General features: G+C 37.5%; 23 protein-coding genes and 4 pseudogenes. 21 read left to right on the top strand and 6 right to left on the bottom strand.

The features are described 5' to 3' along the window. Nucleotides 1-7: 7 nt before the first annotated feature. Together ligA and EL076_RS07610 are read left to right on the top strand one after the other, a co-directional pair. Complete coding sequence (ligA, locus tag EL076_RS07615) at nucleotides 8-1,966, top strand: NAD-dependent DNA ligase LigA (protein WP_126429928.1); 1,959 nt, start codon at nucleotides 8-10, stop codon at nucleotides 1,964-1,966. Nucleotides 1,967-1,975: 9 nt separating this feature from the next. Further along, nucleotides 1,976-2,989: a diacylglycerol kinase gene (locus EL076_RS07610; RefSeq protein WP_126429926.1), complete on the top strand. Its 1,014-nt coding sequence runs from the start codon at nucleotides 1,976-1,978 to the stop codon at nucleotides 2,987-2,989. A 78-nt stretch (nucleotides 2,990-3,067) separates the two neighbouring features. Here the strand turns inward: EL076_RS07610 and EL076_RS07605 are convergent. Then, nucleotides 3,068-4,299: pseudogene (locus EL076_RS07605) on the bottom strand (ISL3 family transposase). A gap of 212 nt (nucleotides 4,300-4,511) precedes the next feature. Between EL076_RS07605 and EL076_RS10355 the strand changes: the two are divergent. The 4 genes and pseudogenes from EL076_RS10355 to EL076_RS07590 all read left to right on the top strand — a co-directional run bounded on the left by EL076_RS10355 (nucleotide 4,512) and on the right by EL076_RS07590 (nucleotide 8,103). Further along, entirely contained in the window at nucleotides 4,512-4,778 is a 267-nt protein-coding gene (locus EL076_RS10355; RefSeq protein ID WP_232009632.1) for a hypothetical protein, read from the top strand. A gap of 28 nt (nucleotides 4,779-4,806) precedes the next feature. Continuing rightward, nucleotides 4,807-5,508 (top strand): hypothetical protein, encoded by a 702-nt coding sequence (locus EL076_RS07600; RefSeq protein WP_232009630.1) that lies wholly within the window; start codon nucleotides 4,807-4,809, stop codon nucleotides 5,506-5,508. Between the two features lie 73 nt (nucleotides 5,509-5,581). Then, a pseudogene (locus EL076_RS07595) lies at nucleotides 5,582-6,478 on the top strand (helix-turn-helix transcriptional regulator). Further along, the gene (locus EL076_RS07590; RefSeq protein WP_126429924.1) at nucleotides 6,475-8,103 is read left to right on the top strand and encodes a hypothetical protein; all 1,629 of its coding nucleotides are present in this window, start codon (nucleotides 6,475-6,477) and stop codon (nucleotides 8,101-8,103) included. The pseudogene EL076_RS07595 and the gene EL076_RS07590 overlap by 4 nt, the downstream one beginning before the upstream one ends. Before the next feature lie 39 nt (nucleotides 8,104-8,142). Here EL076_RS07590 and EL076_RS07585 read toward each other — a convergent pair whose 3' ends face one another. After that, nucleotides 8,143-8,622: a QueT transporter family protein gene (locus tag EL076_RS07585; RefSeq protein WP_126429922.1), complete on the bottom strand. Its 480-nt coding sequence runs from the start codon at nucleotides 8,620-8,622 to the stop codon at nucleotides 8,143-8,145. A gap of 72 nt (nucleotides 8,623-8,694) precedes the next feature. Beyond that, the gene (locus EL076_RS07580) at nucleotides 8,695-9,522 is read right to left on the bottom strand and encodes an exodeoxyribonuclease III (RefSeq protein WP_126429920.1); all 828 of its coding nucleotides are present in this window, start codon (nucleotides 9,520-9,522) and stop codon (nucleotides 8,695-8,697) included. Nucleotides 9,523-10,537: 1,015 nt separating this feature from the next. Between EL076_RS07580 and EL076_RS10350 the strand changes: the two genes are divergently transcribed. Then, nucleotides 10,538-10,696 (top strand): DUF4767 domain-containing protein, encoded by a 159-nt coding sequence (locus tag EL076_RS10350; RefSeq protein WP_164555382.1) that lies wholly within the window; start codon nucleotides 10,538-10,540, stop codon nucleotides 10,694-10,696. 83 nt (nucleotides 10,697-10,779) lie between these two features. On the opposite strand, the gene tehB is transcribed toward EL076_RS10350, so the two are convergent. Then, the gene (tehB, locus tag EL076_RS07565) at nucleotides 10,780-11,658 is read right to left on the bottom strand and encodes an SAM-dependent methyltransferase TehB (protein WP_126429918.1); all 879 of its coding nucleotides are present in this window, start codon (nucleotides 11,656-11,658) and stop codon (nucleotides 10,780-10,782) included. 427 nt (nucleotides 11,659-12,085) lie between these two features. Here tehB and rpsP point away from each other — a divergent pair, with 427 nt between their 5' ends. The 5 genes and pseudogenes from rpsP to EL076_RS10345 all read left to right on the top strand — a co-directional run. Then, complete coding sequence (gene rpsP / locus EL076_RS07560) at nucleotides 12,086-12,358, top strand: 30S ribosomal protein S16 (protein WP_002884675.1); 273 nt, start codon at nucleotides 12,086-12,088, stop codon at nucleotides 12,356-12,358. Between the two features lie 11 nt (nucleotides 12,359-12,369). Continuing rightward, nucleotides 12,370-12,618, top strand: a complete 249-nt coding sequence (locus EL076_RS07555) for a KH domain-containing protein (protein ID WP_002951562.1) — start codon at nucleotides 12,370-12,372, stop codon at nucleotides 12,616-12,618. A gap of 165 nt (nucleotides 12,619-12,783) precedes the next feature. After that, nucleotides 12,784-14,046, top strand: a complete 1,263-nt coding sequence (locus tag EL076_RS07550; protein WP_126429916.1) for a bifunctional folylpolyglutamate synthase/dihydrofolate synthase — start codon at nucleotides 12,784-12,786, stop codon at nucleotides 14,044-14,046. A gap of 66 nt (nucleotides 14,047-14,112) precedes the next feature. After that, the gene (locus EL076_RS07545; RefSeq protein ID WP_126429914.1) at nucleotides 14,113-15,957 is read left to right on the top strand and encodes an APC family permease; all 1,845 of its coding nucleotides are present in this window, start codon (nucleotides 14,113-14,115) and stop codon (nucleotides 15,955-15,957) included. 103 nt (nucleotides 15,958-16,060) lie between these two features. Further along, a pseudogene (locus EL076_RS10345) lies at nucleotides 16,061-16,261 on the top strand (type IV toxin-antitoxin system AbiEi family antitoxin domain-containing protein); the annotation flags it as partial. 963 nt (nucleotides 16,262-17,224) lie between these two features. On the opposite strand, the gene EL076_RS07530 reads toward EL076_RS10345, so the two are convergent. Further along, entirely contained in the window at nucleotides 17,225-17,812 is a 588-nt protein-coding gene (locus EL076_RS07530) for a TetR/AcrR family transcriptional regulator (RefSeq protein ID WP_126429912.1), read from the bottom strand. Between the two features lie 535 nt (nucleotides 17,813-18,347). On the opposite strand from EL076_RS07530, the gene EL076_RS07525 reads away from it, so the two are divergent. From EL076_RS07525 to EL076_RS07495, 6 genes are read left to right on the top strand one after another with little or no spacing between them, the layout of a single operon-like run. After that, a complete protein-coding gene (locus tag EL076_RS07525; protein ID WP_126429910.1) occupies nucleotides 18,348-19,487 on the top strand; it encodes a ThiF family adenylyltransferase in 1,140 nt (379 codons plus the stop codon). Further along, on the top strand, nucleotides 19,417-20,367 hold the full coding sequence (locus EL076_RS07515; protein ID WP_232009627.1) for a lantibiotic ABC transporter permease: 951 nt from the start codon (nucleotides 19,417-19,419) through the stop codon (nucleotides 20,365-20,367). The genes EL076_RS07525 and EL076_RS07515 overlap by 71 nt, the downstream gene beginning before the upstream one ends. Next, nucleotides 20,364-21,284, top strand: coding sequence for an ABC transporter ATP-binding protein (locus EL076_RS07510; protein WP_126429907.1), 921 nt, complete (start codon nucleotides 20,364-20,366; stop codon nucleotides 21,282-21,284). Before EL076_RS07515 ends, EL076_RS07510 begins: the two co-directional genes overlap by 4 nt. Continuing rightward, the gene (locus EL076_RS07505; RefSeq protein ID WP_126429905.1) at nucleotides 21,277-22,020 is read left to right on the top strand and encodes an ABC transporter permease; all 744 of its coding nucleotides are present in this window, start codon (nucleotides 21,277-21,279) and stop codon (nucleotides 22,018-22,020) included. The genes EL076_RS07510 and EL076_RS07505 overlap by 8 nt, the downstream gene beginning before the upstream one ends. Before the next feature lie 2 nt (nucleotides 22,021-22,022). Next, nucleotides 22,023-22,739, top strand: a complete 717-nt coding sequence (locus EL076_RS07500; protein ID WP_126429904.1) for an ABC transporter ATP-binding protein — start codon at nucleotides 22,023-22,025, stop codon at nucleotides 22,737-22,739. Beyond that, the gene (locus EL076_RS07495) at nucleotides 22,736-23,467 is read left to right on the top strand and encodes an accessory regulator AgrC (RefSeq protein WP_126429903.1); all 732 of its coding nucleotides are present in this window, start codon (nucleotides 22,736-22,738) and stop codon (nucleotides 23,465-23,467) included. Before EL076_RS07500 ends, EL076_RS07495 begins: the two co-directional genes overlap by 4 nt. A gap of 230 nt (nucleotides 23,468-23,697) precedes the next feature. On the opposite strand, the pseudogene EL076_RS07490 reads toward EL076_RS07495, so the two are convergent. After that, nucleotides 23,698-24,384: pseudogene (locus EL076_RS07490) on the bottom strand (IS256 family transposase); the annotation flags it as partial. 232 nt (nucleotides 24,385-24,616) lie between these two features. On the opposite strand from EL076_RS07490, the gene tnpA reads away from it, so the two are divergent. The 3 genes from tnpA (at nucleotide 24,617) to folP (ending at nucleotide 26,691) form a co-directional block, all read left to right on the top strand. Then, nucleotides 24,617-25,081 carry an IS200/IS605 family transposase gene (tnpA, locus tag EL076_RS07485; RefSeq protein ID WP_003093826.1) on the top strand — a complete coding sequence of 155 codons (465 nt, stop codon included), beginning with the start codon at nucleotides 24,617-24,619 and terminating at the stop codon, nucleotides 25,079-25,081. Between the two features lie 237 nt (nucleotides 25,082-25,318). Then, entirely contained in the window at nucleotides 25,319-25,882 is a 564-nt protein-coding gene (gene folE / locus EL076_RS07480) for a GTP cyclohydrolase I FolE (protein WP_126429902.1), read from the top strand. Between the two features lie 8 nt (nucleotides 25,883-25,890). After that, nucleotides 25,891-26,691 (top strand): dihydropteroate synthase, encoded by an 801-nt coding sequence (gene folP / locus EL076_RS07475; protein WP_126429901.1) that lies wholly within the window; start codon nucleotides 25,891-25,893, stop codon nucleotides 26,689-26,691. The last annotated feature ends 24 nt before the right edge of the window (nucleotides 26,692-26,715 follow it).

Here is a 26,715-nt window from a genome sequence, read left to right as displayed (position 1 = left end):
TGTTCCTATGGAAAAACGAATGAAAGAGCTGGTTTCTAAACTTAACCAGTATGCAAAAGAGTATTATACGGAAGATAATCCATCGGTGTCAGACGCAGACTACGATAAGCTCTATCGTGAGCTTGTAGATTTGGAGGTTGAACATCCAGAACTTGTTCAAGCAGATAGTCCAACACATCGTGTGGGAGGGCTGGTCCTTGATGGTTTTGAAAAATATCAACATGAGTATCCGCTTTATAGTTTGCAGGATGCTTTTTCACGAGAAGAGCTGGATGCCTTTGATAAGAGGGTTAAGGACGAATTTCCTAATGCTGATTATATGGCTGAACTCAAAATTGATGGTCTCTCTATCTCGCTGACCTATGTGGATGGTGTTCTCCAGGTAGGTGCGACACGTGGTGATGGTTCTGTCGGTGAAAATATCACTGAAAATGTCAAGCGTATCTCAGATATCCCTCTTAAGCTGGATCAACCGCTTAATATTACAGTGCGTGGGGAGTGTTATCTGCCACGAGCTGAGTTTGAACGCATCAATATCCAACGTCAGGAGAATGGTGAAGCCGAATTTGCCAATCCACGTAATGCTGCAGCAGGGACTCTTCGTCAGTTGGATACCAAAGTGGTTGCGGAGCGTCGTTTAGCGACTTTCCTTTATCAGGAAGCTAGTCCAACGGAGCGTCTCACACAAAATGATGTCTTAAATGAAGTGGCAGAACTAGGTTTCTCAGTTAATCCACGACGCATTGTCACATCGTCGATGGATGAGATTTGGGACTTTATTCAAGCTGTCGGTCAGGATCGTGATGACTTGGCTTACGATATTGATGGCGTTGTTATAAAGGTCAATAGTTTAGCCATGCAAGAGGAATTAGGTTTTACAGTCAAGGCACCACGTTGGGCCATTGCCTATAAATTCCCTGCTGAGGAAAAGGAAGCAGAGCTTCTTTCAGTAGACTGGCAGGTAGGTCGTACAGGTGTAGTAACGCCGACTGCTAATTTGACTCCGGTGCAATTAGCAGGGACAACGGTTAGTCGAGCTACCCTTCATAATGTGGATTATATTGCTGAAAAAGACATTCGTATCGGTGATACCGTTATTGTCTACAAAGCTGGTGATATTATCCCTGCTGTTCTTCGTGTGGTAGAAAGTAAGCGTACGACACAGGAGCCGATGGAAGTACCGACACAATGTCCATCTTGTGGCAGTGGTCTTTTACATTTTGAAGATGAAGTTGCCCTACGTTGTATCAATCCTTCTTGCCCTGCTCAGATCAAGGAAGGTCTGATTCATTTTGCTTCTCGTGATGCCATGAACATCGCAGGTATGGGACCTTCAGTAGTTGAAAAACTCTTTAAAGCTGAATTGGTTAAAGATGTAGCTGATATCTATGGCTTGAACAGTCAAGATTTCCTCCAATTAGAAGGTTTCAAGGAAAAATCAGCTGAGAAACTTTATTCGGCCATTCAAGTCTCAAAAGAAAATTCTGCAGAGAAATTGCTCTATGGCTTTGGGATTCGTCATGTTGGTGCCAAGGTTAGTAAGCAATTGTTAGAAGCTTTTGGAAGTATACAAGAGTTAGCCAGTGCGGATGTCGAGGCTATTGCTGCTGTAGATGGTTTAGGAGATGTTATTGCCAAGTCCATCCAGCGCTATTTTGCTAAGGAAGAGGCTCAAGTTCTTATGAAAGAACTGGAATCCTATGGCGTTAATTTGTCCTATCTTGGACAAAAGGTGGCAGATGATGCTATCTTATCTGGTAAGACAGTTGTTTTGACAGGGAAATTGGAGCATCTTAAACGTAGTGAAGCAAAGGCAAAACTAGAAGCTCTGGGTGCTAAAGTGACAGGTTCTGTCTCTAAGAAAACAGATTTAGTGGTTGCTGGTAGTGATGCCGGAAGTAAGTTGGAAAAAGCACAAAGCCTAGGAATTGAAGTAAAAGATGAGGCTTGGTTGCTGGATTTATAGGAGTTCAATATGAAACAAAAACGTGCCCGCTTAATTTATAATCCAACATCTGGACAAGAAATTATGAAAAAAAATGTTGCTGAGGTCTTGGATATTCTGGAAGGTGCTGGCTTTGAAGCGTCAGCCTTTCAAACAACACCAGATGAAAACTCAGCAAAAAATGAGGCCACTCGTGCAGCCAAAGCAGGCTTTGACTTAGTTATTGCTGCAGGTGGCGATGGAACAATCAATGAGGTTGTTTCTGGGATTGCCCCGCTTAAAAAACGCCCACAAATGGCGGTTATTCCAACGGGAACGACAAATGACTTTGCACGCGCCTTGAAGATTCCAAGAGGGAATCCTGTTGAAGCAGCCAAGGTTATTGCTAAAAATCAAACCCTTCAAATGGATATTGGTCGTGCCTATGATGACAAATACTTCATCAATATTGCGGCTGCGGGTTCCTTTACGGAACTAACTTATAGTGTTCCTAGCCGCTTAAAGACAGTGCTTGGTTATTTGGCTTACCTTGTTAAGGGGGCAGAGTTGCTTCCACAAGTTAAAAAGGTTCCTGTCCGTATTACGCATGATGAGGGTGTCTTTGAAGGCGGCCTTTCCATGATTTTCGTTGCCTTGACCAATTCAGTTGGTGGCTTTGAAACGATTGCCCCAGATGCTAAACTGGATGATGGTAAATTTACACTAATCATGGTTAAGACAGCCAACCTCTTTGAATTGGTAGACCTTATTCGTCAGGTTCTCCAAGGTGGTAAACACATCTACGACAAGAGAATTTCCTATATCAAAACAAGTTCACTAGATATTGAGCCTTTAGGTGAAGATCGTATGATGATCAATCTGGATGGAGAATACGGTGGTGATGCCCCAATCCACCTTCAAAATCTTAAGAATCACATTGAATTCTATGCTAATATTGATGAGATTTCTGATGATGCTATCACGCTTCCAGATACAGACGACTTGGCTCTAGAAGCTATTGCACAAAAATTTAGTACAGAAGCTGAAAAAATCGAAAATGATTAAGGTTAACCTTTAAGCAACCTAAGATAGGTTGCTTTTTGGGCTCTTTGTCAACTGTAGTGGGTGACGAAAAGCTAACATCTAGAGAGGACCTGATAGGTCTTCTCTTTTTTTATGTTCAGAGTGATGAAGACACGTTTCTTAAAGTTGATGAAGTTTCTAAAACCGAATCCCAACCGTTTGATGTCTTTAATCAACTTGTTGGTAGCTTCCAGTTTTGCGTTTGAATAGTCTGTTTCTAGTGCATTTTGGATGTATTGTTTGTGTCTAAGAAAAGTTCTAAAGACCGTTTGAAAATAGTGATTGACTTTGCTTCTATTTTCCTCTATCAGCTCAAAGAACTCATCTACTCTCTTCTCCTGAAAGTGAAAAAGCAAAAGCTGATAAAGTGTATAGTAGTCAGTAAGCTCTTTTGAAAAGCCTAGTGTCTTCGCAACGACTTCATGTGGTGCTAAAGTTTGGCGGAAAGTCTTTGAATAAAAAGAGTTGAGAGATAGTTTACGGCTGTCCTTTTGGAAAAGTCGCCAGTGATTCTTCAAGGCTCGATAGGGTAGTGACTTCTTATCGAACTGGTTCATAATGGCAATTCTTGTCTTTAAAAAGGCTCGACCAAGGTGCTGGATGATGTGAAATCGATCAAGAACAATTTTGGCGTTAGGGAAGAGTTTGCGAGCCAGTGGAATATAAGCTCTAGACATATCCATCGTGATAAACTGCACTTTTTGTCGAGCTTTCAATGGATACTTCAAAAAGTAGTTTCGTATAGTGGTTTGGCGACGATTATCAAGGATGGTTATGATCTCGTTGGTCTCATAGTTTTGAGCGATAAAATCCAAGTCACCTTTCTTGAACCCAAACTCATCCCAGGACATTACAGCTGGGAGTTTGTCAAAATGTTCCTTGAAAGTAAACTGGTCAAGCTTACGATAGACAGCGGACGTCGACACACGAAACCTTCTGGCAATATCAGTTAGGAGTTGTGTAACCTTTTGACGGACTAGATTGAAGATTTGGCAGTTTTTCTCAACGATTGATGTCTCAGCCACCGTTACTCTCTTACAACTTTTGCACTGGAAACGACGTTTTTTCAGACGTAGTAGAGTTGGAGTTCCAGCTTGCTCGAGAAGAGGGATTTTAGAGTTTTTTTGAAAGTCATATTTGATCATCTTTCCATGGCAGTGAGGACATGATGGTGCAGGGTAATCGAGTTTTGCTTGAATCTCTATATGAGTGTCAGTTTCAAAAACAAGTGAAATAATGATATTTTGGTCTTTAATTCCGATTAATTCTGTGGTATTCTTAATAAGTCTCATAAGTTCTTCCTAATGATGGTTTGGTTGCTTTTCATTATAGTTCTTATGGGACTTTTTGTGTACACTTAAAAAAGCTCTATAATCTCTACAGTGGTTTTACCCACTACAGAAATTATAGAGCCGCTTTTTAAGTATATTTGTAGAAAATGACGCTTTCATTTGTTACAATAGAAAAACTGGGAAATTGTTATATAGAATATTTAGAGGAGTGGATGTTTAATAAAGAGAATGAACATTATTTAAGTGATGTTCATCTAAAGAATGGTGATCAGGCTTTCGAGTCGGGTTTTAGTAATAAAGGGCCAGAGTTTGAATATGCTTTTCAGGAGGAAAAAGCTGAGAAGCGGCATTCCTTTTTGACTCTTGCTCTGCCACTGATACTCTTAAGTGTGAGCTGGGGCTTGGTCTTGTTATCTTGGAAGTATAAGCCGATAATTGTGGCATGTTTTGTCCTTGATATCGGGATAGAAGCTAGGTAGATTTCTCTTCACCGCAATCGTGGTTGGCTTGATTTTACTATCCTTCTTTGCGACTTTAGGCGGTTCTGTCTATCGAGGAGATAAGAAGAAATATAGGATAATTCATCAGGTGTCTCAGTCAGATCTTGATGAGGATAAACCTGATAGCGATGATCCCAAAGACTACGAAGATGAGTCTGCGATTTATAACTGGACGGAAGAAGATTTTGAAAATCTGAAACCCAAGGATGATGCCTTACGTTCGATTATTAAAAGTCATGGTAAGGGCAATTATGTCGAGATTGAGTCTAGTGGTCTCAAGGTGAGATATAACCGTGGAGATGGCAATGAGTATATTGATCTCTCTTTTGTGAAGGACGAAAAGGGACACTTTATCTATGATGGTGGAATAGCGACTTATCGCCTTGATGGCGTCACTGAGGTTGATAATTATAGCAGCAATTGGACGGAAGAGCAGATAAATAGCTTACGTACTAAAGACCAAGACTATTTGGGTCCAGCAACATCCTTGTCTGAGGTAGTGAGGGAACATTATCAGGCAAAAAGGGCCTGGAGAAGTATCAACGTCCATTCATCAGGAATCATATATAAGTCAGATGATCTTGATTACACTGATCAGAATAGTCCTATTGAGAAAGCACAATTGTTAAGACTATCTTTTGAGTATAACGAAAAGAAAAAGGACTATTATTTGAGCTATAATTCTGTGGCTCGTCGCTACTGGGGATGACTATCTATGATAATGAATAACTAGACAGCACTTTTTTGTAATAAGAGGTTTGATTATAAAGAGGGATTTTATAATGACAGCATCAAAAACCAAACGTCTCTTGTATTTTATGTCCGAATTGGAAAAGGGAAATGACATTTCAAAAACGGACTACCTGGCTCGCTTTGGCATAAGTGAGCGTACACTTAAATAGGACGTGAGTGAACTCAAGGAAAATTTGATTGAGTTACGTCCAAATATGAAGGTTAAGTATTCTAGAAAAAACGGTTCCTATCATGCCCAGTATGAACAGGGCTATGGTAACCTTAAATACAATCAGGCAGTTATCCTATCTAAGATTCTTTTAGAGAGTCGTGCCCTTCGAAAGGATGAAGTAGCAGAAATTATCAACATCTTTGTTGAGAGGGTTGTAGACGACAAGGAGCGCAGACGTATCAAGCGATTGACTGAGCTAGAACTAGATAGTTATCAAGAACTTAAGATTTATCAGAATCAAGATAAGTCACTCTTACCAGCTATTTCAGCCATTTTCGATGCCATTGTGGACCAACGTCCTTTGTCTTTTAGTTACCGTAAGCCAGGAGAAAAAGTGGAGGAATATAATGTTTTTCCGATTTCAGTCATTTTTGACAACCATTATTTCTACTGTATTTCTTACAAACTGGATGATAACTTTACTTGTGATTATCAGTTCTCTGAAATCCGTTATTTCCGTGTTGATCGTTTTCAAACCATTCACAAATCTGAAAATGATTTGGCTTTCTCAATTCTTTTTGGTAATGAGTGGGCTCGAATTACCTTTGAGTATAAAGGACTTTACCGTGATGTCTTGGAATCCGATATTCCAAAACTTAAACTGCTAGAGGAAAGCACTAGTGATGGTGTTGATCAGGTCCGTTATGAGATTGAAACCTTTAGTTTATTAGGCTTTCAAAAGTATATTCAACGCTTTGAAGGAGGGAAAATATGAAAGAAAAGAAAAAAGAAATGCAAAAACAAGTCTTAACTCTTCTAGGAATCTTGATTTTTGCCTTTGTCAATGTGTTTATCTTTGATAATAAGATGGGTGCTGGTTTTTCTGCCTTCTCAACTATCACCCTGATGAGTATTGGACTCTTGTCTAAGCGAACCAGTCTGCGAGTTTTGGCTATTATTTCCTATCTCATCAATGTGGTAGTAGCCGTTTTTGGCTTCAACTATGTTGGTTTTCTAACATCTGTTCAGGCCATTGAACTTATCTTAGTTATCTGGTATCTTTACCCACGTGACACGTTTTTGAGACGAGATACAACTGATAAATACACTTATCGTTTTCGTTGGATTCATTTGCTTTTGACGGTTTTAATCTCAATTGGAGGTTATATTGTTTTTGCAGTTGTTTCTAGTATTTGGGATGGTTCCTTCCTAGAATACGGTGGGAACACAGCTCTCATCTTTGCTATGCAATATTTGCTCTTTTTGAGCATTACCAAGTCGAGACAAGATGAACCGACCAAGGTTGCTCATTTGTTCCAAAAGGAACGCTGTACTAAGGAAATGAAAGCGGCAATAGAGGCCGAACGCCAAGCCAAAGAAAGAGCACTTGCACAAGCCTTTGAGGTACCTTTGAAGGCACCTAGTCAAACAGCTGAAAAATTTGGTAACAACATAGTCAAATTTGCATCTGTTTGGCTATTGGTAATGGACATGTCCATCTTGGCTTACTTCTTCCGTCCAAATGATGTTGGTTTCGGGTTTGGCGCCTTCTTTGTACTCTTGACTATTGTCTTGTCCTTGATTTTCAAATCTGAGGAAGACAAGGAGGACGTTTTCTCTATCATCTATCATAAGATTCGCCCTATCCAACCTATTTTCTTCATTTTACTTTTGATTGCCCATGCGCATAAGTTTAGCTATGGTGCTGCTTACGCTCTCTTGTTCTCAGCTGCCTATTTCTTCTGGGCTATCAATAAGATTAATATGAAGACTCTCTTAACCTTTACAGTCATCATTTACTTCTTCCCAGTCTTTGGTTACCTTTCTAACCCTTACCGTCTAGGTGCTGAAAACCTTAAGATGGTAGGTGAACTGGTGACAGATCGTAATAAGTCTAATACCTTCTATCTTGGTCATTATTGGTCACTTTTAGGCTTGCAAAGCGATGGTGAGTATGAAGGAATCCCTGCTTCTTGGCAGGCTGCTAAGTTCGCTGATATTCAGACATTCTCTGATGACAGTGATATCACTTCAGGTGTCTTCCAAGTGAATAGTCACAATGACTATGATTATGATTTACATTTAACAAATAACAAGGGCACCATTGAAGTCACAACTGGCTCTGGAAAAGATAAGAAAGAATTCCAGTTCACGGAGTTTAGCAGAAGTTATTATCGATATGAAAAATTAAAAAAATCGGATAACCAAAAGCGTTATAAAGATTTTTACAAGATAGGTACTGTTTCGACTAAGTTGGGAACCTATAATCTTTACCTCGAAATGAATCAAGATTGGGTTGATGACTATCAAAAAGATCCTACTAATGTTGACTACCGTTTACTTATTTTTGGAGATAAACTGACACCAAAAGAAGCTTACGAAAAAGCAAATCATTACTAAAAAAAGTATCTCTGCAATTTGCAGAGATACTTTTGTCTGTCAGTCTTTGTATCCTCGCTTAGTTAACTCTCGTACAAGTACAGCTCCCAGGATTGAAGGAACTATTTGCCCTAAGATAAGGTTAATAACAAGAGCAATATAAGGAAGTTTAAGTAGGGCACTAAGCCATATTGGTACCACTAAGGATGGAATGAGTAGGATTGGGAGTATGATAAACCAGCTAGATAGCTTAATTTTACGGATGAGGTAGATGCTACCAGTTGCTAAAAAGCTGGCACAGAAACCACCGACAACATCAATCAATCCCAGGCCACCAAAAGAGTTAGCAATAGCATTTGCGAGACTGAGTGGGACAACCAAAAATGGAAAGATATAGGTTAATCCATATAAAGCCGTGGCCAGACGCATCTGAACAGCACCAAAGGAAATGGCTTGTGAGACAAAGAGGATAGCGATATAAAGGGCCATGATAATAGCTGAGAGAACAAGCTTTTGTGTAGGGTTAAGTTTAGATTTCATTATTTCTCCTTTATTGGGCATAGTAAAAGAGTAGCAGGTCTACTCTTTTAGGGATTTAGGTCTAGAGTTATTTTATAAGTCAATCTCTAAGACAATAGGTGTGTGGTCTTGGCGATCACCAGAGTTAATCATGTTTGACTTTGTGACCTTATCGGCAATACGATTTGAAGTCAACCAGTAGTCAATTCTCCAGCCTGTATTATTGATTTTAGATGTTTTGCTACGTTGAGCCCACCATGTATAAGCGCCTGTAACATCACCATTGAGGTGACGGTAAGTATCTGTAAATCCTTTAGAGAGGAGGTTAGTGAAACCAGCACGTTCTTCATCTGTAAAGCCTGGTGAGCGACGATTACTTGACGGGTTGGCTAAGTCGATTTCCTTGTGGGCAACGTTATAATCGCCAGTCGCAAGAATGGGTTTCTGAGCGTCCAATTTGGCTAGGTAATCTGCATATTTTTCATCCCAGATTTGACGTTCAAGCAGACGTTTGAGACCGTCACCAGCATTTGGTGTGTAGACCTGTGTCACAAAGAAATTGTCAAATTCGAGAGTGATGATGCGTCCTTCACAGTCCATGGTTGAAGGCGCTCCGATTTCAGGATAAGTAATGATTGGCATCAATTCTTTTTTATACAAGAACATGGTTCCAGCATAACCTTTACGGGCAGGTTCGACAGATGAACGCCAGGTATTGACATAGTCAGGGAAGTAGTCTTCTAAGATTTGCAAATGCTTTTTAGTTGGCCCTTTAGCAGATAATTTTGTCTCTTGAATAGCAATGATATCTGCATTTTCAGCGACCAAAGTATCGATGACAGCGCGTGATAATTGAGCGCGTGCAGAATCACTGGTAAGAGCAGCATTTAGGGAATCAATATTCCAAGAAATTAATTTCATGTGTACAGTTTCCTTCTTTGAATTGTTCCTATCTATTGTAGCAGAAAATAAGATATCAGGCGAGTTATGGGATTGATAAGGGAAACTAGGAGGAGTATACTTATTTTAGATTGAGAGGTATATATTAATGAAAAAGTAATCATATATTTATTACTTGTTTTGGGCTCTCTTGTTGATACAAATCATTCTTACCATAATGACTAGTCTGTCGCGGGGAATTATTCTTCCCATTGCCATTTTTCCAGGAATGAGTCTCTTCTTTCTATTTTACTTAAGGTATCTCTTGCATTACACCCTTAATCGATCTCCCTCAGAACCCTTATTTGTCCTCCGTAGGTATGGTCTTGAAATCAGTTTAAATCCCCAAAATCCTCTAGGTTATAAGATTAGTCTCCTACTGGTCATGGGTGTCTTGATTTTCCTCTTTTGTCTGAACCTGTTCTCTCTTATAAGTCATTAATCGTCTTACTAAGAGCAAGTTTCATATCTTTGTCATTATTGTCATCATACTTATTCTGTAATAGGATGAAAGGTAATAAGATAAAGAGAAGAGGAAAATTATGCGAAAGCTGTCAGAAGCAGAATGGATAAGTCGTTTTGAGTAAGTTCAGGGACGTAAGCCAAAATCTGATTAGCTACAACTGGCTTATCGGTCTGGCCTTATTGGAGTCTCGAAAAAATATAATTATATCTATATACTTTTAGGATCCCTAGTAGCAATCGTAGTTGCAATTGGTTTGACTCTTGTCACCAGTTCAGTGAAGAACGATAAACAGACTCAGTCGTCTTCCACAGTGGCTAGCTCGATATTCTCATCAACGGAGAATACTATCACTTCATCTAGTGAAATAATAAGTCAAACGAATCTAGTAGTGTAAGTATTGATACACCTGATTCTAACCATGCCAAGGAAGCCTCTTCGTTGAATGTCGGACAATAATATGTCTGTGGATGAAACCGATGCTGCAAATGGTAATAGCAGTTCTGAGTGTACCATTGTTTCGGTTTATGAGAGATGGGAAATGCTTCTGTTCACCGCTATTTCTTTACGATAAAAAAAGACGGAACTCCCTTTGTTCCTTACTCAGTAACTACTAATGGTGGTGTGTATGATGTCAAAGAAACAGAAAACGCAGACCTTAAATCAGGATATGCAGACATTGTAAACAATTAAAAAACTAGGAATCCGACTGGATTCCTAGTTTTTACTTTGAAGACAAGTCAAGCTGTGCTCAGCTCGTCTACAGTTATTCGCTCTTATTTTACCTTCTTGGCTAACATGGTCGCAAATTGAAGGGCGATGGGATTGCCATATTCATCCAAACGGTGAAGGTGACCAAGATTTTCATTATACTTGACTAACTCCCAGTCACTATAATAATTTTTTAACTCTCCCTCTTCAAACGTAAATGGGAAAGGCATGGTACAAGGGTGTTCCTCGGTATCCATGGCACAGACAATCAGATTGTAACCACCTACGACAGTACGCTCTTGCATATTCTTGATAATAGTCGGAATTTGATCGGGATCAAGGAACATAAAGACTACTGTTGAGAGGATGAAATCAAAGGTCTCAGACTCGGGAAGAGCAGCAACATTGATATCGTAGTAGCCAGCTCTAACATTGTAACTTTCCTCATCTGCAATCATTTGGATGCGTTGTGTAGCTTCGTTATTAACGTCAACGGCTGTAACATCATGCCCAAGTGATGCCAAATAAAGAGCGTTGCGACCATGGCCACAGCCTAAATCAAGGGTACGACCAGGTTTAATATATCCAGACTGGACGGCTTCAAGAACCTCAGAGTGGGCTTTAGTATCATACTTTTTAGCCATGTAGTCCTCTGGCTTGCAGTAGAAGGAAAGATAGCATTCTAAATCATCGGAAGCAGGAGCGATTCGATGCCAAGCTTGTGGTTGGACAAAAGGAATTTCTGTTTCAGGCGTGAAGAGGTGCTCTGCGGTAACTTGTCCCCCTTCATCTAATTCGTAAAAGTGAAGAGCTCCTGATAGAATAGTCAGTTTAGCCCAGGTTCCAACCTTAGTGTTATGTTTTTGCGTCACCATTTCTGGGAGTGTCTTGGCTGTCCAGTTTGGAAGACGTTTGTAGCAAACGAGTTGCTGATCTATTGTCATATGTTGAGTTCCCTTCGATATGTATGTCTCTATTATAGCAAAAGTATGGAAAAAGAAAAAAGGCTTAGCTGAACTGCATCCAAAAAGTTAGATAGAGAAAGTCTAACTTTTGAGGTGTTTTTATTATGAAATTGATTTATGAAGATAAAGTTCAAATATATGAACTGAGAAAGCTTCTAAAGCGACAGCTAAGGGCTTAGAAGCCGAGTATGCTGAAACAAAGGTGGCTTATGAAAAAAATCATAAGAGTACTACCAAGAAATAGTCCTATAAGGAAGTTAGAGCTTGTCTCTAGTTTTTTGTAGAAAATTTAAATCTGTCAAGTTTTTTTCTTGACACATAAAAATGATATGGTATACTAGTTAAGGTAGAGAGGCAGTAAGTGCCTCCACCATAATAAAAAAACTGAAGAAAAGAGAAATTGAAAATGGCAGTAAAAATCCGTTTGACTCGTATGGGTTCTAAGAAAAAACCTTTCTACCGTATTAACGTTGCAGACTCACGTGCTCCACGTGATGGACGTTTCATCGAAACAGTTGGTACTTACAACCCACTCGTTGAAGAAAACCAAGTAACACTTAAAGAAGAACGTGTTCTTGAGTGGTTGTCTAAAGGTGCACAACCTTCAGATACAGTTCGTAACATCCTTTCAAAAGAAGGTGTTATGAAGAAATTCCACGAATCAAAATTCTCAAAATAATTGTTTAGCCTATGGATACCATTGAAAATCTTATTATCGCTATCATTAACCCCTTAATTACTTCACCAGATCAGTTGACCATCAAGATTATTGACGGTCCTGAGTTTTTGGAGTACCATCTTGATCTTGCTCCATCCGATATTGGGCGTGTTATCGGGAAAAAAGGACGTACTATTAAGGCGATAAGAGCGATTGTCTATTCGGTACCTACTCAAGGTAAAAAAGTTCGTCTTGTTATTGACGAAAAAGAGAAAGCTTAAGAGGTGACCCTAGGGTTACCTTTTTTGTCTATTTTGGTTATAGCTAGCAGTCTTTGGTATAATAAGAGGGTTAAAGTGGTATTAGGCTAATAGAAAAACTAGGTTAACTAGTTTAATGGTTAGTTTAATGGCTAAGTCAAAGCATTAGCTTAAAAAGGAGCAATTATGATTTATCAAGAAGTATTGGATTGGATTCATGGTCAATTAAAATTTGGTATTAAGCCTGGCTTGGAACGTATGGCCTGGATGCTTGAAGAACTAGGAAACCCACAGGACAATCTTAAGGCTGTGCATATTGTGGGAACAAATGGTAAGGGATCTACTGTCAATGCCTTACAAATGATTTTTTCTCAAGCAGGTTATGAAGTTGGAACTTTTACCTCGCCTTACATTATTGATTTTAAGGAACGGATTTCTATCAATGGTCAGATGATTTCAGAAGAGGACTTACTTGACCTGGTTAATCGTGTGAAGCCTGTGGTTGAACGGTTGCCAAAAGAGACAAATCACGAAAATGCGACAGAGTTCGAAATTATCACAGTCTTGATGTTCCTCTATTTTGGTCAGGTCCATCCTGTGGATATCGCATTCATTGAAGCGGGAATGGGTGGCCTTCATGATTCGACTAATCTCTTTAAGCCCTTGGCAGTCCTATGCCCTTCGATTGGTTTAGACCATCAGGCTATTTTGGGGAATACTCATGCTGAGATTGCAGCTGAGAAGGCCGGTGTTTTGAAGAATGGAGCTCCCTTTATTTATGCGACTGACCGTACTGATGTTCGAGATGTTTTCGAGAAGAAAGCGCGTGAAGAAGGGTCTAAGACCTATGAGCTAGGGAGAGATTTCACGGCTACAGGATCAAGCCATTCCTTTGATTTTACCTATGGAGAGCAAAGGTTAGATGATATAGTCTTGGCTATGGCTGGTCAACACCAAGTAGCAAATGCTAGCTTGGCTATCATGGCTTCTTTATTGCTTCAAAAAGATTATCCCAAAGTAACGCCTGAACTCATAAAGGATGCCCTGGCTCATGCCAATTGGCGAGGTCGAACAGAATTTTTAAGACCTAATCTTATGATTGATGGTGCTCATAATAATGAGAGTGTTAAAGTTTTGATTGATTTGTTGCAGTCAGAATATGTAGATAAGGAGATTGAACTTCTCTTTGCGGCGATTGACACCAAGCCTATTGATGGCATGCTTGCTCAACTAAAATCGGTTGGTGACTTGACTGTAACGAGTTTTGACTATCCAAACAGTGTTAAACTAGATCAATACCCAGAGGTTTATAAGCAGGTACCAGACTTCAAAACATGGATTAAAGAACATGTGACGACTGACAATAAGAAACTTTATGTGATTACGGGATCTCTATACTTCATTTCTCAGGTCAGAAAATGGGTTTTAGAGCAGGCAAGTGATGTTTAAGACTTGAAAGATGACATTTAGGGGCGTATAATAGCCCTCGTATGTTTTAAAAGTAAGGAGATCACAATGTTTCAACGTCTGAAAAACATTTTAATCGGTGAACCTTTAACTCATGATGATAATGGTGATGAACACTTATTGTCCAAGATTCAGGCCTTGGCCATGTTGTCGAGTGATGCACTTTCATCTATCGCCTATGGTCCAGAGCAGGTCGTCTTGGTTCTGACAGCTGTATCTAGTGCGGCTATTTGGTGGTCAATCCCTATTGGGCTTTTGGTTCTCGTTCTTTTGGCCAGTCTTACTATCTCTTATAGACAGGTTATCAAAGCCTATCCTCAAGGTGGTGGTGCCTATATGGTAACGACGGAAAATCTGTCTCCTAAGTTTGGCTTGATAGCTGGTGGTAGTCTTTTGGTCGATTACATGTTGACGGTTGCTGTTTCAGTAGCCTCAGGTGCAGATGCCATTACTTCAGCCCTTCCCTTCCTTCATCCTTTCAATCTTGAAATCTCAATGATTTTGGTGCTTGTTTTGATGGTTATGAATCTTAGGGGAATGCGCGAATCGGCAAAATCTTTGATGATACCAGTTTATCTCTTCATTGTTTCGACGCTATTATTGTTGGGATTTGGTTTCTTTCAAATTTTAACGGGTCATATGCCTTATGCGGCTACGGCGCATTTAGGTCAACCGGTTACAGGCGTGTCAGTTATTCTTATTTTAAGGGCCTTTACTTCAGGTTCGGCTTCATTGACAGGGGTAGAAGCCATCTCTAATGCGGTGCCTTTCTTTAAGAAACCTAAGGCTAAAAATGCAGCATCAACCCTCTTTATCATGTCAAGTATTTTGGGAGTCATGTTTGCTGGTATTACCTTCCTTAGCTGGTGGACTGGTATTACACCTCATTCAGGTGTGACAATTTTGGCGCAGATGGCTAGGGAAATTCTTGGTGATTCATGGATTGGAAGTATCTTATTTTATATCTTTCAGTTCTCAACTGCTATGATTCTTGCAGTGGCAGCAAATACAGGTTTTTCAGCCTTTCCGATGTTGTCCTTTAACATGGCTAAGAATAAATACATGCCTCATATGTATCTTGAAAAAGGTGCACGTATGGGATACTCTAACGGAATCTTGACGCTGGCTATTGGGGCCATTACTCTCTTATTCATTTTCCGAGGAAATACGGAACGTTTGATTCCGCTTTATACAATAGGGGTGTTCATTCCTTTTGCACTTTCTCAAACAGGTATGGTTGTCCATTGGATTCGTGAATACGGCAAAGGGTTCTGGAAGCATTCTTTGGCTAATATTTTAGGTGCCTTAATTTGTTACGCTATTGTCCTCATTCTCTTCCTCTTCCGCTTAGGGGATATTTGGCCATTCTTCCCAATTATTGCTATTTTGATGTGGATGTTCCTTAAGATTAAGAAACATTACAATGGAGTTGCTCAACAGTTGCGTATTAATGGTCAAGTCAAAGAACATCATTATCAAGGCAACATTGTTCTTATCTTGGTGGGAAATGTTACAAAGGCTAATATTGGTGCCATTTCTTATGCACGTTCTATTGGAGATAAGGTTATTGCTATGCATGTGTCTACTAAAGATACAGAGAATAAGGATAAGGAAACCGAACAAGAATTTAAAAAATATTTCCCAGAAATCGAGATGGTTCATATTCAATCACCTTATAGTTCAATTACGCAGTCAACTATTCAATATGTAGATGAAGTGGCTACTCAGGCTGAAAAGGATAATGCGACTCTGACTGTTATGATTCCACAGTTTGTTCCGAAAAAATCATGGCAAACCATACTTCATAATCAGATGAGTTTACGATTGAAATATTATCTCAAATGGCGTGAGAATATTGTCATTTCATCCTATTCTTACCACTTAAAAGATTAAATTAAGACAGCTCTTTATCAACTGAAGTGGGTAACGAAAAGCTAACATCTTGAGAGAGGACCTGATATGTCTTCTCTTTTTGTGTGTTCAGAGTGATGAAGACAGGTTTCTTAAAGTTTATGAAGTTGAACGTGTTTTGGTTGAATGTCTAAGACCAGTTCATCAGGTTGATCTTCAAATTATTGCACCAGAGTTTAAGAAATATTTTCAACAGAATCAAATTCATTTACACAAATTATTTTATTATGCCAAGCTATTTAAAGTAGCTGATAAGTTACAATCTTATATGGAGGTGATGTCTTAATGTTTTCAAATGCGAATAGCTTCAAAGCAAAAATCAAAAATATTTCAAAAGTAGCGCAGTATTTAGTAGCATGTGACATTTGCCCTTATTCTGTTAAGATTTTACCTCACTCTTCTTAGCCAGACTCCCTTTATAAATCTAATTCTTAGCGCTATTTACGTCGTTTTTACCATTTTTTGATCGAGAACGAGGTATTATTGAAAACTTTTTTAAAGAAAGTAAGGTAATATTCTTTTTTTGGGGGGGACAAGATAGAAATTTCGACCAGCAAACGTTTTTTACGTCCCTGCCGTACGATTGCTGGAAAAAAAGGATCTATTTCTAGATGAAATATTCTCAAACTCTCAAGTCTATATACTCCAATTAATAAGAACTGACAGATAAATCTGAGGTTCTCCTCCCCTATCTGGTTAGAGAACAGAAACAGATGCTCCTAACAGAATAAGTAATCCTATTTTAAAAATAGACTATCCTACTAAATAAGGAGTAGGCTTCTTTCAAGAGAAAAAATCAATACAAGTTTAGTCTATCATATCTTAAACATCAGAAACAAATAAAAACCACCAAAGAGGATAGCGATTCATTCAACTATCTTTTCTGGTGGTTTTTAATTCTGCAGTTGTCTGTGTGAGATATGAATAATTTGGATTAATAACTCAGTTCCAAGAATCGTAGACCAGACAGGTATGATTATTCCAAGATTGATTTAAGATTGGCTTTCAAACTGGATCAGGCGGAGAAGGAGATAGACAACATAAACAATCAATAATAAAATCTACTGATGATTAGTGAAATTTGTGTAAACGATTAATCAATCTCTATTTTCTCTCGAACATAAAGACTATCCAAATAAAGTTAAATTTGGCCTCAAATAGATTCTGAAGATTTATTTTCTCCTTTGTCAAGGTATCTGGATATGAGAAAGTAGAAATCATCTTAGAATGTGACTAAGAGAATTATTTTTTACATATTTAAATCAAATTTAATGTTGAAGCTTTCCAAGCATTTGTTTAGCATATCTATTTTTGAGACAATAGTAGTTTTAGAATTTTCAAATATCAAAGGATTTAGCCAAATATTCAGTAAAATAGCTATTAATTCTGCAAGTTGTTGAGGCTTGTCTGTCATTATTGAGCCGTCTAAAACTCCTTCTACGATAATTGGATAAAAATAATCAGGGATTGTGAGTTCTTGCATTTGTTTTAAAAATGAAACAAATAACTTAGGACTATCCAGTAACTTAGGAGAAATTGTAACTATAGTTTCCATATTAGTATTAGCTAAACTAATAGAAACTAGTTGTGTTATTTTTTCAGATCCAGTTATATTTTTGGAAAATTTGATTTTGTCAAAAATAATTTTATTCTGTAAACCTATATTTTTGACAACCGCTTCAAAAATATCCTCTTTAGATTCAAAATGGTGATAAATTGCTCCTTTTGTTAAACCGTCTAAGCCATTTATAATATCAGAAATGGTAGTTTGTTCATATCCCTTTGTTAAGAAAAGATTAGTTGCGACTTCAAGTATTTTTTCTTTAGTGTTTTCCATATTTTAGAAAATAACTCTCCTTTCAATTTATTTATGTCAATGGAATTAGTACACAATTACTGTTGACAGAGTTACCAATTAATCATTATAACAGACTTATACATAGCTTGCCTAATAATTTTTGTTCATTGCATTTTGAAATTATTTTCTATAACCATTTTTTATTAAAAAATCTAAAAAAGTAGTTGACAACATACCATTGGTATGTTAGAATCAAACTACATACCAATGGTATGTAGTGGGACATGTCCCACTTAAAATGATCGATCAGATAAATTAAAAAGGAGATGAAAAGCGTATGAAAAACATCAAAGTACGTAAAGCTGAAAGTGCCAATGCTACAGCTTGGTGGATTATCGTCTGATTTATCGTGACGTTATTACATATGCCTCTGCAAGCTATTAGTTTGTAGAAGTGCCTTTATTGTGTTAAAATAGCTAGCCATTTGTTAAAGAATTTTGTACAACATTTTGTTAAACGCATGGAAAGGTATTCATGCGTTTTCATTTTACAGGATTTATAGAAGAGGTAAAGTATGAACTTTCAATACATTAAACCAAGAATAAAACCAATTTATCCAGTATATCAGTTAAATGATGAGTTATTTCGCATAGGGGCCCAACTTTCTATTACAACTGAGTTTGAAGACCCAGAAGGAAAGTTGCTTGAGTTGGTAAAAGTTCTCGATGGTAGAGAGATGGCTGAAATAGTCAAGCACATGATTAATACTTTTCCAGATTTAACTCCAGAAGATGTCGTAGATGGATTGGATATTCTTAGTGCAGAGAATCTTATTGAAGAAACACCTAATAAAGTCTTGGAAGATTTGGATGAGCGTTACCATCCAAATATTAGTTATTTCAGTCGGTACATGCCATATGACAGAAACCCAATGGATATACAAGAAAAAATCAGATCCAGCTCGATTTTATTACTTGGACTTGGGGGTGGTGGATCGAACATTTTGACACTACTGTCTGGATTAGGGCCAAAAACAGTACGGGTTGTCGACTATGATAGAGTTGAAAGAAGTAATTTAGGTAGGCAATTGCTATATAGAGAGTCTGATTTAGGAAAACTTAAAGTAGATGTAGCTGTTAATGCATTACGGGAAATGAACTCTACAATTAATGTCGAAGGTTTTAACAAGAAAATTGAGACACCAGAAGATGTACTAGAATTTACAGAAGGTATTGATTTGGTCATCTGTGTTATTGACGAACCGCCTTTTCAAGCACAAAAAACGGTAAATAAAGCAATTATAAAAGCAGGTTTGCCTTGTGTGTTTGGTGCATCGCAGGTTAGTCGAGGTAGGGTATTTTCTGTCATTCCAAAAGTGACAGGATGCTTTGATTGTTTGAATATCCATTATACTTTGCATGATGATAAATTTGTCGAGCAGTTTGTAGGATTTAGAAATATTGATTTTAATCCACCGACAATTGCCTATGCACCAGCTATTTTTCAATTGACGGCAGCTATTGTTGATGAGGCAGTTCGAGTCCTGACAGGCTATGCGAGACCAAGTAGCCTTAGTACACAATATGAGATTAACTACGAAGACGGCTCTTCGTTTACTCACCCATCGTGGGAGAGATACGCTGATGATTGTCCAACATGTGGAAATGGGGATGCTAAAAAATGGGAAATTTTCAGGTATTATGACAAAAAATAATACTGAAGTAATTGTTATAGAGTCCCTCAATCAAGAAATTTACTTTAGGAAAACTCGTAAAAATGATTACTTACTTTATTCAACAGGCTCGAAATTATTAGTCTTTGATGAAATTACATGGGATGAATCTATTATAGAATCGTTACCTCATCAATTAATCGGGGATCCTTTATTTGAATTATTGAAAGAGAATCATTTCTTTGAAAGTGGTAACTCTATCCCGAATTCTGATAATAACTACCTACTTTTTTTTAGAATTTTAGCAATCATTTTTGGAGGAGGTGCTATAGTTTACAATTTATTTTGTATAACGAAACTTCCTTTTCTTGAATATGATTTTGGTAGAGAGAACCAAATTTTGCTTTTAATATTTGGAGTGTTCTTCTCATTGTTTACCACAATAATACATGAAGGAATGCATATTTTGTTTTCAAATAATGTTACAAATATAGGGAGAGTTCTACGTTTTTCTTGGAAGAAATCAGTAGCAACAGTTGATTTGACACATGTTTGGATTTGGCCACTTTTTGAAAGAAGTATGGCTATTTTAGCAGGCCCATTGTTTGACAGTATTATCTTGTCTTGTTTTTACCTAATAAGTGATTATTTTTTTAGTCCATATATAACAATATCCATTTATATTATGATTTTTAGATTATTGTGGCAATTACGACTTACAGAACATACTGATGGCCGGTTACTGATATATATGTTATTTGATAATCCATTTTTGAAAAATAATTTTGATAATAATAGAGATTCTTTAACAAATAAAGAAAAGATAGTATGGAGAGTATGTCGTATTTTTAGCACTATTATAACTATCTTGCTATTATTACTTCTTTTATTTTTTGTAGCACAGATTGTGAGGTATTCATGAAACAAGAAACTATTATTGTAAGACATTTGAAAAAGTCTTACGGTCAAAAAAATGTTACAGATGACATTAGTATTACTTTTTATAGTAGTCAGATCGTTGCAATTGTAGGTCATAACGGAGCTGGAAAGAGTACGTTTCTGAATCAAATAAATGGCACAGTAGCCTCAGATGAGGGGACAATACATATTAAAGGAGTAGATGTAACCAAACAACCTGGAAAAGCGAGAGAACTTGTTTCTTCCATGCCGCAGTTTCAAGTACCAATTAAGGGAGTCACAGTACAGGAAGCAATTAAATGCATTGGTGCTGTAAAAGGAATGAATTCTTCAGCGGTTGAAAGTCGTACCAAAGAATTAATTGATTTCTTAGAGATTAACCAATGGGAGCATACAGCTGGCGAAAAGCTTTCAGGTGGACTTCAGCGATTAACATCTTTTGCGATGTCAGTCGTCGATATCCCATCTATTGTAGTTTTGGACGAGCCAACTAATGATGTTGATCCATTTAGAAGGACTTTGATATGGCGTTACTTGCGTTCTCTTGCAAATTTAGGAACAACAGTTATCATTGTCAGTCATAATTTATTTGAGGTAGAGAGGTATGCTGATCGATACTTACTATTTGATAAAGGGCGTATTAAAAGAGATGTGCTTGTATCAGAGTCTAAAAATGCTCGTCAGTTAAAGCATCAAGTATCGCTATCAGGTGTTAATAAAGAGGAACTTTTTCATTTCTTGAATCATAGTAACTTGAAATATGATGATGTTGAAAAACGTTTGATTTTTACAGTCAGTGAAGATTGTTTTACAGAGGTAATATCGGTTATTTTTGATTTACTGAAAACAGATAGAATTGTTAGTTATGAGATAAAGTTGAGAACTCTCTCTGATGACTACGAGGAGTACATAAATGAATAATAGTCAAAAAAGGTTATCTAAATTCGGTGGATTGGTAAAATGGAGCTTACTTCGTCACAGATTTTATATTCCAGTCTTTGTTGTGGTTCAAATCATTCTATCATTTGCTGTCATTTATGGTTTTCTATTCATTACCAATTCAACTAATCAAGCAGAGAAGTCTTATCTTTGTACAGGAGCTATGGCTATAAATGTGATTGCTGTTACTTGTGTGCTAGCACCTCAAATTGTTAGTGAGGCTAAGCAAAATGGTGTTTACGAATATCAGAAAACATTGCCTGTTTCGAGAGTAGAGATACTGTTGTCTGATTTATTAATTTGGGGATTATTATGTCTACCAGGAATCTTATCAAGTATATTGATTAGCAAATTTGGTTTTGGCTTAGATGTTTCAATTGGGATTAATTCAATCTTATCTGCATTATTGATTATTTTTTCCTTGTTATTAGTTGGTTTTGCGATTGCCTATATTCTACCAACAAATGTTGTTCCCTTAGTAACACAGCTAATTATGATTGGTGGATTGATGTTTTCTCCAATAATCTATGCAACAGATAGACTACCTTCATGGATAATAACTTTATATAAGTATTTTCCTTTTGTACCAGCTAGTCAGATAATCCGTTCATCCATTTTTAGACTAGAGTATGTTGACAGCCAGAATTTTTCCACACTAATAGTTTGGGCTTGCTTTGGATTTTTTTTATCACTAATAACATTATCTAGGAGGAAATAGTTATGAGTAAGTTAACAGTTTCTAATTTAACAAAAGTTGTAAAGAACAAGATGCTATTAAATAACGTCTGCCTTTCCTTGAACTATGGGCAAGTCTATAGTGTTATAGGAGATAATGGTGCAGGAAAAACAACACTATTCCGATGTATTTTGGGATTAAGTCAACCTACTGGAACCGTTACTCTCGACGATAAAATCGTAAATTCTTTCAATTATAACGAATTCCTTAAAAAAGTCGGTGTTGTCTTTCCTTTTCCAGATAGCTTTGGAGCTTATACTGTAAAAGAGGTTTTTGACAATCATACACGTTATTATGCTTGTCAATCTGTGGATGTTGAAAGTTATCTAAAAAAATTTGGACTAAATGTTTACTTAGGAGATATGATTTGTAAATTTTCTTTAGGTATGAAGCAACGCCTTAATATTGCCTTAGCATGTTTGCATAATCCAGAGATATTGATACTAGATGAACCATTTAATGGTTTGGATAGAGATGGTATTCTTTTTCTTCAGCATCTTTTGATGGATTTCAAAAAACAAGAGAAGTTGATTATTATTTCAAGCCATTCATTTGCTGAATTAGAGAAGATAACTGATCGCCTTATTTTTATTCAGCAAGGGGAAATTTTAGTGGATACAGATGTTTTGGAAATTAAGCGACAAGGTTTTGAAACTTTGGAACAATTCTATAGAAAAATAAAAGAGGAATACGGTGTATGAAGGAACAGATCATTTATGAGTTCACTACCCATGGTCGTCATTTTAGGGGCATTATGTGGACAAATATATTAGTCAACTTATCTGCTTTGATTTTTTTTAGTTTGGTAGGACATTTTGAGTCATCTGATCAAAACTCTATTTTAACTGACTCTGCAGGCATAATGACTTTGGCTTCAACATTAACAGTATCTGTTGCTGCTATTTATGGTGTTGTCATTCTAAATCGTTTGTTATTAAAAGATTATATTGGAAATGCAAGGGAAATTATCTTTTTATTTCCAGGCGGTAGATTTGAGATATTCCTAAGTAAAGTTATTTCTTTGTCTATTCATTGTTTTTTAAGTCTAGTTCCTGTTTTGTTTCTTGAAAATATTATTTTTTATTTTGTGGGACTCTCTCTTGGTGTTTTATCAACTAGCTTGTTTGTTTATGTGTTAAAAGCTATCTTCGTAGCTATGTTTGCAGGCTTTTTTGTACTTATCGTAGTGTTAACTTCAATTCTAGTAGGCCAAATGACACAATCAATTAATGTTCCTATTATTGTATCTATAATAATTGTGTCAATTATGGGGAATTTTGTAGCCTACCTATATCAATTAAACAATTTAATTATAGTACTTCTGACTCTATGTGTAGCAGTTTTAGTTTGTTTCACAATTAGTATTTTAATTGATAGAGTTAAAAAAGATGATTTGATAAAGAATACACCTATAAAAAAAGGCAAGTAGAGAATCATTAAGAGCAACTTTTCTGGTTTTACTCTATGCCATTTCCTGTAAAATAATTAGTGGTTTTTTCTATCTTACTATTTGTAGGAACTTTAGGTCGCTTTTGTTAGATATATTTTTTTCAGTATATATTTGGCATGTTGACAGGAACAATTGTATTATCAATTGGATTATTTCTGATGAATACTGTCAATGATTATGTGTAAACACTCAAGTAGAGTTGAAGAATGTTAATCAAATAAGCTTTCAAGTGTGTCAGAACATTGGCCAAACCCTTTATGGATTCGTTGACTTTGCTTGAAATTATAATCTTCAAACAAAGTAACTAGGTAACGTTCCATAGCTTCCTCGTTAGGGAAAAGAACCTTCTTTTTCGTTTGACGTTTGATTTCTTTGTTAAGAGACTCAATGAGATTTGTCGAATAAAGGCTGTGTCAAATCTGGTAGGGAAACTGATAAAAAGTTAAAAGATTATCCGTATTCTCCAGACTTTCCATGACTTTCCTATACTTTGGTTTCCATTCAGAGATGAAGTCCTCTAAAGCTTGCACTGCTATTTCTAAATTTTCAGCATGATAAATCGTTTTAAATTGCTCCAGAATAACCGCTCTATCTGCTCGTTTCACTTTACTAGCTAGATTTCGACTAATATGAATTAAGCAACGTTGTTGCTTGGCTAATGGATAAGCCTGACTGATAATCTGCTCAAGCCCCTTGAAGCCATCAGTCACTACAAGAGAAACCTGTTGGATTCCTTGGTTTTGAAGCTTGTCTAACAGGGTGGACCAAAAAGCATTGTTTTCATTTGGGGCAATCTCATATCCAAGAACAGCCTTCTGTCCTTCTGGTGTAATGCCAAGTGCGATATGAATACATTCTTTACTAACGGTTCCACGCCTTAGTTGATATTGAGACCCGCTAGTCGGGTCAGCTAGCAAAGGTGGTGCTAAAGCCTAAGAGCAAACCACCCGTTTTTACGGGTGGTTATGATTATGTGACTTTAAGTCCGTTTCGCTCCGAAGGTGCGAAACAGATAAACCACCCGCTATGCGGGTGCGCATCGAAGGTTATACCGTCATAACAAAAAAACTCCAAACGAGTTACAATATAGGTGTTCAAGCCAATTGTAAAGCGGAAGGAGTTAAGACTATGGCGCAAAAAGCTCACAGTTTATCACATACAAAATGGATGTGTAAGTACCACATTGTATTTACACCTAAGTATAGACGAAAAATAATCTATAATCAATATAGGAGTAGTCTGGGAGAGATTTTTCATAGACTATGCCAATATAAAGGCGTTGAAATAATAGAAGGCCACTTAATGCCAGATCATGTCCATATGTTAGTAAGTATTCCACCACGAATGAGTGTAGCTAGTTTTATGGGATATTTGAAAGGTAAAAGTGCATTAATGATGTTTGATAAACACGCCAATTTAAAATATAAATTTTGGAACAGACATTTTTGGGCAGAAGGTTATTATGTAAGTACGGTAGGACTTAATGAAGCCACAATTAAGAAATATATTCAGGAACAAGAGAAGCATGATATCGCTTTAGATAAATTAAGCGTGAAAGAATATGAAAATCCCTTTAGGGATAACGGTAAGTAATGCGAATGCCTCTTTGAGAGGCTTGTGACGAGTCAAAAGCAATAAGGCTTGAACAAAGTGAAAGCCAGCGTCTTTAGGCGCTGGCTGGTATTATGGGCTTATAGCCCTTGGTCAAACCACCCGTTAGACGGGTGGTTATGATTGGCTAGGATTCAGCTTAGCAATTTTATTTTTTGCAAGAAAAATCGGGTAAAATGAGTTATAATAGATAATATTATAACGTTGCAAGAGGAAATTATGGCAAATCAAGAAAAAGTAGAACAAGCAGTCTATCAATTATTGGAAGCTTTGGGTGAGAATCCTGAGCGTGAAGGTCTTTTGGATACGCCAAAACGTGTGGCTAAGATGTATGCTGAGATGTTTTCAGGTTTAAATGAAGACCCGAAAGATCAGTTTACAGCGGTTTTTTCAGAAGTTCATGATGAAGTTGTCCTTGTGAAGGATATTCCTTTTTACTCTATGTGTGAGCATCACTTGGTTCCTTTCTATGGCAAGGCTCATGTAGCCTATTTGCCAAGTGGGGATAAGGTGACAGGACTATCAAAATTGGCACGTGCTGTTGAAGTGGCGGCCCGTCGTCCACAATTGCAAGAACGTCTTACAGATCAAGTCGCTACAGCGCTTGAAGAAGCCCTTAATCCTCGAGGGGTCTTTGTCATGGTGGAAGCTGAGCACATGTGTATGACTATGCGTGGTATTAAAAAACCAGGAAGTAAGACCATCACAACGGTTGCAAAAGGCCTCTATAAAGAAGACCGTGAAGAACGTAAGGAAATTCTTTCTTTGATACGTGATTTGTAGGAGTTAAAATGTTTATTGGTAAACATGAAATTGCAGGTAATGCCTGCATTATGGGAATTTTGAATGTCACCCCAGATTCTTTCTCAGACGGTGGTGATTTTGTCACAATAGAAGATGCACTGGCTCAGGTTGAGCGTATGATTGTGCAAGGGGCTAGCATTATCGATGTGGGTGGTGAATCTACAAGACCCGGAGCAGAATTTGTAACCGAGGAAGAAGAGATTGCTCGTATTGTGCCAATTATACAAGCTATTAAGGCAAAATATGACGTTCTCGTCAGTATAGATACCTACAAGACAGCTACTGCTAGAGCTGCTCTTGAAGCAGGTGCAGATATTCTTAATGACGTATGGGCAGGGCTTTATGATGGTCAGATGCTGGCTTTAGCTGCTGAGAAAGATGTGCCAATCATCCTAATGCACAATCAAAAAGAAGAGGTTTACAATGATGTCACTAAAGACATCTGTGCCTTTCTCAATCAACGTGCGCAAGCTGCCTTGGAAGCAGGTGTAGCTAAAGAAAATATTTGGATTGATCCTGGCTTTGGTTTTGCTAAAAATGTTCAACACAATATTGACCTGCTTAGAGGCTTGGACAAAGTTGTTGGACTTGGGTATCCTGTTCTTTTTGGGATTTCTCGTAAGCGTGTTGTGGATTATCTCCTAGGTGGAAATATTCCTGCCAAGGACCGTGATCAAGGGACAGCTGCTTTATCTGCCTATGCTGTTGGCAAGGGATGCCAAATTGTCCGTGTCCATAATGTTGAAGTCAATCGTGATATTGTTAAGACTATCTCAGGAATTTTATGAAATTAAAAAAGCTCAATTGAGCTT

It is taken from the genome of Streptococcus vestibularis (assembly GCF_900636445.1).
GTDB classification, from domain to species: Bacteria; Bacillota; Bacilli; order Lactobacillales; family Streptococcaceae; genus Streptococcus; species Streptococcus vestibularis.
Note: the sequence above shows the minus strand (reverse complement) of the source record. Positions and strands in the feature narration are given on the sequence as shown.

Bases quoted from the DNA above. Each gene is read 5' to 3' on its own strand.
- ligA (WP_126429928.1), top strand. From the start codon at position 8: ATGGAAAAACGAATGAAAGAGCTGGTTTCTAAACTTAACCAGTATGCA.
- EL076_RS07610 (WP_126429926.1), top strand. From the start codon at position 1,976: ATGAAACAAAAACGTGCCCGCTTAATTTATAATCCAACATCTGGACAA.
- EL076_RS10355 (WP_232009632.1), top strand. From the start codon at position 4,512: ATGTTTAATAAAGAGAATGAACATTATTTAAGTGATGTTCATCTAAAG.
- EL076_RS07590 (WP_126429924.1), top strand. From the start codon at position 6,475: ATGAAAGAAAAGAAAAAAGAAATGCAAAAACAAGTCTTAACTCTTCTA.
- EL076_RS07585 (WP_126429922.1), bottom strand. From the start codon at position 8,622: ATGAAATCTAAACTTAACCCTACACAAAAGCTTGTTCTCTCAGCTATT.
- EL076_RS07580 (WP_126429920.1), bottom strand. From the start codon at position 9,522: ATGAAATTAATTTCTTGGAATATTGATTCCCTAAATGCTGCTCTTACC.
- EL076_RS10350 (WP_164555382.1), top strand. From the start codon at position 10,538: ATGGGAAATGCTTCTGTTCACCGCTATTTCTTTACGATAAAAAAAGAC.
- tehB (WP_126429918.1), bottom strand. From the start codon at position 11,658: ATGACAATAGATCAGCAACTCGTTTGCTACAAACGTCTTCCAAACTGG.
- rpsP (WP_002884675.1), top strand. From the start codon at position 12,086: ATGGCAGTAAAAATCCGTTTGACTCGTATGGGTTCTAAGAAAAAACCT.
- EL076_RS07555 (WP_002951562.1), top strand. From the start codon at position 12,370: ATGGATACCATTGAAAATCTTATTATCGCTATCATTAACCCCTTAATT.
- EL076_RS07550 (WP_126429916.1), top strand. From the start codon at position 12,784: ATGATTTATCAAGAAGTATTGGATTGGATTCATGGTCAATTAAAATTT.
- EL076_RS07545 (WP_126429914.1), top strand. From the start codon at position 14,113: ATGTTTCAACGTCTGAAAAACATTTTAATCGGTGAACCTTTAACTCAT.
- EL076_RS07530 (WP_126429912.1), bottom strand. From the start codon at position 17,812: ATGGAAAACACTAAAGAAAAAATACTTGAAGTCGCAACTAATCTTTTC.
- EL076_RS07525 (WP_126429910.1), top strand. From the start codon at position 18,348: ATGAACTTTCAATACATTAAACCAAGAATAAAACCAATTTATCCAGTA.
- EL076_RS07515 (WP_232009627.1), top strand. From the start codon at position 19,417: ATGATTGTCCAACATGTGGAAATGGGGATGCTAAAAAATGGGAAATTT.
- EL076_RS07510 (WP_126429907.1), top strand. From the start codon at position 20,364: ATGAAACAAGAAACTATTATTGTAAGACATTTGAAAAAGTCTTACGGT.
- EL076_RS07505 (WP_126429905.1), top strand. From the start codon at position 21,277: ATGAATAATAGTCAAAAAAGGTTATCTAAATTCGGTGGATTGGTAAAA.
- EL076_RS07500 (WP_126429904.1), top strand. From the start codon at position 22,023: ATGAGTAAGTTAACAGTTTCTAATTTAACAAAAGTTGTAAAGAACAAG.
- EL076_RS07495 (WP_126429903.1), top strand. From the start codon at position 22,736: ATGAAGGAACAGATCATTTATGAGTTCACTACCCATGGTCGTCATTTT.
- tnpA (WP_003093826.1), top strand. From the start codon at position 24,617: ATGGCGCAAAAAGCTCACAGTTTATCACATACAAAATGGATGTGTAAG.
- folE (WP_126429902.1), top strand. From the start codon at position 25,319: ATGGCAAATCAAGAAAAAGTAGAACAAGCAGTCTATCAATTATTGGAA.
- folP (WP_126429901.1), top strand. From the start codon at position 25,891: ATGTTTATTGGTAAACATGAAATTGCAGGTAATGCCTGCATTATGGGA.